Below are 6,534 nucleotides of genomic sequence, written 5' to 3'. Positions count from 1 at the left end.
ACATAGGCCCCACCAGCTTTGAGGATCCCCAGAATGCCTACCACCATATCCACCGAGCGTTCAACACAAAGCCCGACAAGGGTATCTGGCTTCACACCTTGCTGTTTCAGGTATCGGGCCAACTGGTTGGCACGGCGGTTTAGCTGGTCATAACTCAGCTTGCCCGCTTTGGTGATCAGGGCAGTTTCCTGTGGATGCGCTTTGGCAGATCTTTCAAATAACTCATGAATGCATGCCTCCTGCACACCACTTTTGCGGATAACTTTTGCAGTGTCGAGTAATGTCTTGCACTCTTCATCCGGTAACAAAGACAGAGTATCAAGGGTTACGGCGCTATCAGTTGACAGAGCTTGCACTAAGATCTCTATAGCCTTGTACATATAGGCCATGACTTGCTGCGCAGAAATCTCAGCAACAACCTTTATATTGAGGGTAAAACTCTCACCGAGATCATCGACGGATAAACTGACCGGATAGTTGGTTCTTTCCTGGCCGGAGATTTCTTCAATACCAACGGATGATTCGTGTCCTTCTTTTTCCAAGGTTTCATCATCAGCATCAGTACGTACCTGATGACGGTAGTTAAGGATTGAAGAAAACAAAGGGACATTGCTCTTAAGTCCAGAGCAAGCTTGCGCCATGGACAAACTCGCCTGTTCATACGGTAACAAATCCAACAGAGATGCTTGCACCTGTTGCACGAGAGTGACGGCATCGGCTCCGGCGGATTTGACCCGCACCGGTAAGGTGTTAATGAAGACGCCGAGCATTTCCTCAGCCCCGAAAGTCCCTTGCAATCGTCCCGACATTACCGTACCAAAGACCACGTCATCTTTACCGCTGCAAGTGGCAATTACCCTAGCCCAGCCAGCATGGAACAGTGCCGCTGGCGTGACTTGTATCTTTTTTGCAACCTCCCTTAGTTGGATAGACAAGTTTTGTGGCAGTGCCTGAGCCAGCTCAGTAACATTACTGCCTTTCCCTTGTATATTATGTAAGTTAAAGGGTAAGGTCGGCTCAGTGATATCACCTAAAGTCTGTGAAAAGTAAGCCTGAGCATCATTAACCTGCGCCAGGTGCAGAGCATGGGCGATGAACTCCCGATAAGGAACGGGCGGCTGTAACTGATCACTAATGCCGCCAAGGAAATAGGCCAATTCCTTTTCACAAATTTGCAGGGAAGTGGCATCTTCAATAATATGGTGAATTTGCAACAACACATGCCGCTCTGCCTCACCTTCGGCTGTAGCTACGGTGACATTTAATAATGGCGCCCGGCGAAGATCGACTTTTATCCTTTGGCTCGCACTGTATTCCTCTAGCGCATTTAACGGAGACTGGTCTTTACCTACGCGAATTCTGCCAACCGATAATTTTGCCTCACGCTGTACGATTTGTATCGGTTCACCTACGCCCTGCCACTGCATAGACGAGCGGAAAACATCATGGCGGGCGATCAAAAACTCTAAGCCTTCAATAAAAGAATTAACCGCCGCCTCATCGTCTAGTTTAAACAATATCGGGGTTACATAGGGATCATTTTCCGGGTCTAGGGTATGGTGGAATAAAATCCCCTGCTGTAATGGCCCCAGTGGGTAAATATCTTGGATATTTTCCGCCCCGCCCGGGACCTGGGCCGTTAAATGCTCAATCTCCACTGGAGTTAAATCCACTAATGGCAACATCTCGGGAGTTAACTGCTGGCATTGGGCCGGGATTAGATTCTTCGGCGCCCTGAATACGGCAACTTCTTTTTCCTGGTGCTCGCTCATCGCCACCGCCAGTTCTTCCAGAGAGCGGGCCGCAAAAAGTTGCCGTGCCGCCATCGCCTTACCTTGTTGCTGCAGCCGTGAAATCACCTGCATCACAAGTAAAGAGTGACCGCCTAATTCAAAAAAGTTATCCCGAATGCCAACTCGTTCAACACCCAATACTTCCTGCCAGACAGTACACAAGATCTTTTCCATCTCGGTACGGGGAGCTAGATATTCTTTTCTCGAGAACAGCATATCCGGTTCAGGCATAGCATTGCGGTCGAGTTTGCCATTTGCGGTTAACGGCAGACTATCGAGTAACACAAAAAATGAAGGGAGCATATATTCAGGCAACTGGCGGCCCAAGTAATGGCGGATATCTTCGATAAAGGCGGCATCATCACTCCCTGCTTCGGGGGCAACGAGGTAACCAATCAAGCGGCTATCTCCTTGCACTAACTCTCGGGCCAGAACGACGGCTTCCTTAACGCCGGGATATGCCGCCAGCGCATGCTCTATTTCTCCCAATTCGATCCTAAAGCCACGTACTTTCACTTGATGGTCTATGCGCCCCAGGTATTCAAGCGTACCGTCCGCCAACCAACGCACGAGATCCCCGGTACGGTACAATTTTGGGCTGCTGCTCGGTTTGTGCTTATCGTAGAAAGGGTTCTCGACAAACTTTTCTGCCGTCAATTGCTCACGCTTGATATAACCCCGGGCTAAGCCAATTCCCCCGATATACAATTCCCCGGCAACACCAATTGGGGCAAGATGTTGTTGCTGATCCATCACATACAGCTGGGTATTGGCAATAGGTCGGCCGATAGGGATGCTCGCTGATAACGCTGTTTCCCTGCAATTCCAGAAGCTCACGTCTATGCTCGCTTCTGTCGGTCCATATAAATTATGTAACTCAACATTCGGACACTGCACCAAGACATCGTCGACATGATGTCTACTAAGAGCTTCTCCACTACAAAAGATTTGCTTTAACGAACGGCAATCCCCCAGCAGGCCAAAAGCCAGCATGCTTCCCAGCATAGAGGGAACAAAATGCACTTTGGTGATGTTTTCTTGTGCCATCAGCGAAGACAAATAGGCTGGATCTTTGTGTCCTTCAGGTTTAGCCAAAACCAAGCTTGCGCCTGTGGTAAGCGGCCAGATGAATTCCCAGACGGAGACATCAAAGCTAAAAGGCGTTTTTTGTAAAAATCTGTCCTGGGGAGTTGATGTATATTCCTGATCCATCCAGTAAATACGGTTCGACAAGGCTTGGTGTTCAACCATAACCCCTTTCGGCTTCCCAGTAGAACCCGAGGTATAGATCACATAGGCTAAGTGGTGAGGACATAAACCAAGTGACGAAACTGCCTGGTTATTCTGCGGCATGCTGGCTAACTCATCACGAACTTTGTCATCATCCAAACATAATGCCAGCGGCGCCAGTAAAGGTAATTCAGATAAAAACCTCTGCTGGGTGATCACGATTCCCATATCACCATCATCCAGCATATAGGCGATTCTGGCCTCAGGGTATGACGGCTCCAAAGGGACAAAGGCGGCTCCAGCTTTAAGAATCCCTAACAGGCCGATCACCATATCAAATGAACGTTCGATGCACAGACCAACCAGAGTATCTGGCTTGACACCTTGCGCCTTAAGGTAATGGGCTAGCTGATTAGCCCTGAGGTTTAACTCATCATAACTAAAAGCAACCCCTTGATACACTAGGGCTTCTTTTTGTGGGTTTTGCTCTGCCTGATGTTCGAATAGTTCGTGGATACAGGTTTGCGACGGAAAATCTGCCTGTGTATCATTCCAATCGCATAGGATCTGGCGGCGCTCCTCATCGCTAACTAGCTCCAGGGCAAAAACACTTTCTTCCGGCAAGCGCAATAACTCTGCAAGTAACAGGTTAAAGTGCTGGCTCATTCCCTCAATGCTTTCCCGCTTAAAGAGATCGGTATTATAGTGCCAGCCTAGGTGAAGACCGTCCTGACCTTCAAAAATATTCAAGGTCAGATCAAACTTGGCGACATTCATGCCTCCCTGGTGATCCAGATACTGCGCCGTTAACCCCGGCAGAGATAAATTGCCCTCATCATTATTTTGAAATTCTATCATCACCTGGAATAACGGGCTGTGACTCAAGCTGCGTTGGGGCTGCAGCCGTTCTACGATTTGTTCAAAAGGCACCTGTTGGTGGGCATAACCTTCCAGCAACATAGTTTTACTTTGCCTGAGCAGTTCATTGAAGCTCGGATTGCCGGACAGATTGCTGCGCAAAACTAAGGTATTAACAAAAAAGCCTATCAGCTCGGCAATTTCTGACTGCTCACGGTTGGCCACAGGGGTGCCCAATACAATGTCCTTTTCATTGCTGTAGCGGGATAATAATACCGAAAACGCCGCATGCAGGCCCATAAATAACGTGGCTCCCTGCCTCTGGCACACGTCCTTTAACCCGTCTAAAGTGTCCTTAGCTATAGTTGAGACATAGACATCACCGGCAAAACTCTGGATCGAAGGTCTGGGGTAATCCAACGGCAATCCGTGTACATCAGGCAAGTCTGCCAGCTGCTTTTCCCAATACCCCATCTGAGCATCCAGCACCTCTCCCTGCAGCCATTGGCGCTGCCAGTTAGCATAGTCTGCATATTGGATAGCCAGGGGAGGTAAAGGATTCTCCTGCCCTTGGACATATGCACTATATAAATGGCTAAACTCATTCACCAATATACCCATAGACCAGCCATCCGAAGCAATATGATGCATGGTTACCAGCAGAACGTGCTCCTGAGATGAAACTTTAATTAACTTGGCCCGCAGCATTAGATCCCGGCTAAGATCAAATTCCAGCGCAGCTTCTTTGGTGACTAGGATACGAATCTGGGTTTCTCTTTCCCCCTCGGCTACCCCAGATAAATCGGTTACTGGCACATCAAACGGTTCAGCCGCCTGAATCACCTGTATCGGCTCGCCATCTTCACCGGCTGCAAAGCAGGTACGCAGACTTTCATGGCGTGCCACTACACTGGTAAATGCCTGCTGAATGGCAATCAGGTTTAAGTCGCCGGTAAGCTTTAAGGCCGCGGGCATATTATAAACTTCAGTGCCGCTATCTATCTGTTCTAACAGCCACAAACTTTGTTGGGAATAAGAGGCTTTTAACACTTGCTCACGAGATACCCGGACAATGTCCATCCCAGGTTTAGTCGAATCAAGATATTCTATGATTTGCCCTTTTTTTTCTTTTAATTGTGCGAGCAGGGTCTGAGTCATAGCCCCTTTAGCGGCATTGATTTGCAGTTTACCGTTCTGTACTTTTAAATATATCTTTTTTTCGTGTAGAAAATTAATAAAATCAATAACGTTCATATTTCAAAAAAATCCAATTCTTCACTGTTATTATCAGGATCATGTTTACCAGTTAATGCATCAATATGCTGGGCCAAGGCGCTTAAATTACCCATGGTAAAGGTATAAGTAACAGATAGTTTCACATGTAAGCGCTTTTCTATTTTTGCCAGCAGCTTCATCACCAATAAGGAATGCCCCCCGAGTAGGAAAAAGTCATCCAGCACACCCACCCTGTCTATCTCCAACACCTCTTGCCAGATACCAGACAAACCTTTTTCTGTTTCCGTCTGCGGGGCCACATATTCCGGCCTCAATGCCTCTATATCGGGTTCAGGCAAGGCATTACGGTCAACCTTACCATTAGCGGTTAACGGCAAATGCTCTAGCAACACAAAGGCGGTGGGCACCATATAGTCAGGTAAGGTTTTACGCGCATGCTGACGCGCTTCTTCGATTAACCGCGCTTCATGACTATCTGCACCCGTGGCAACCAGATAGCCTACCAAGCGTTTGTCATTTCCTCCCGCTTCGCGAGCGAGCACCACGGCTTCTTTAATCCCATCGCACTCTTCTAGGACATGTTCAATTTCTCCCAGCTCAATGCGATATCCTCTCACCTTCACCTGATGGTCAATACGACCCAAGTACTCCAGCTCACCGCTGGGCAGCCAACGCACAAGATCCCCTGTTCGATACAAACGTTTACTGCTGTTACTGCCCAAACCGTCATAAAATGGATTGGTAACAAACTTTTCATCATTCAGTTCTGGCCGGTTCAGATAACCCCGAGTTAATCCCGCTCCGCCTATGTATAGTTCCCCACTCACCCCTTTTGGGGCTAGCTGGCCTGATTGCGTTAACACATAAAGCTGGGTATTGGCTATCCCGATACCTATGCTCGCCCGCCCCTTGGCTGTTCGCAATTTATAGGTGGAATAGGTGGTATCTTCTGATGGCCCGTATAGGTCATACACAGAGCTAAAACCTGCCTGATATAGGCTATCAACCAAATCTTGCTTTAATGCTTCTCCCGCCAGATTTATCGTTTTTAATTTTACTGGCAGCTTTTTACCAGAAAGTAAAATCTTAGCCGCCGAAGGCACCGTGTTGACTAAAGTAACTTTGTCTAGGGCATCAGTCTCAAAGAAATTAAGAATATTCTTAACGATCAAAACCGAACCTCCGGCGGCCAGAGGTGCAAATATTTCAAAAATCGACAGATCGAAGCACATCGAAGTTGAAGCCAGCACGCACCCTAAGGTTTCCCGGCTATAAAAATCCAACGCCCAGGCCAACAGGGCTGCAGTGTTTCTGTGCTCGACCATAACCCCCTTAGGTTGCCCGGTAGAGCCTGAGGTATATATCACATACGCCAGATGCTCAGCGCATAATCCCACAGATGATACCGACAGATTAT

At 48.0% G+C, this 6,534-nt stretch carries 2 protein-coding genes; both read right to left on the bottom strand.

Going from position 1 to position 6,534, the window contains the following annotated elements:
* On the bottom strand, positions 1–5,135 hold a 5,135-nt coding region (locus EXT47_RS23510), incomplete at its 3' end, for a non-ribosomal peptide synthetase (protein ID WP_130127737.1).
* A partial coding sequence (locus tag EXT47_RS23505) for a non-ribosomal peptide synthetase (RefSeq protein ID WP_205991278.1) occupies positions 5,132–6,534 on the bottom strand: 1,403 nt, incomplete at its 5' end. The genes EXT47_RS23510 and EXT47_RS23505, both read right to left, overlap by 4 nt.

The sequence above is a fragment of the Pseudoalteromonas sp. CO342X genome (assembly GCF_004208915.1).
GTDB lineage: Bacteria > Pseudomonadota > Gammaproteobacteria > Enterobacterales > Alteromonadaceae > Pseudoalteromonas > Pseudoalteromonas maricaloris.
The sequence above is the reverse complement of the archived record's forward strand: the minus strand, read 5'-3'. Positions and strand labels throughout refer to the sequence as shown.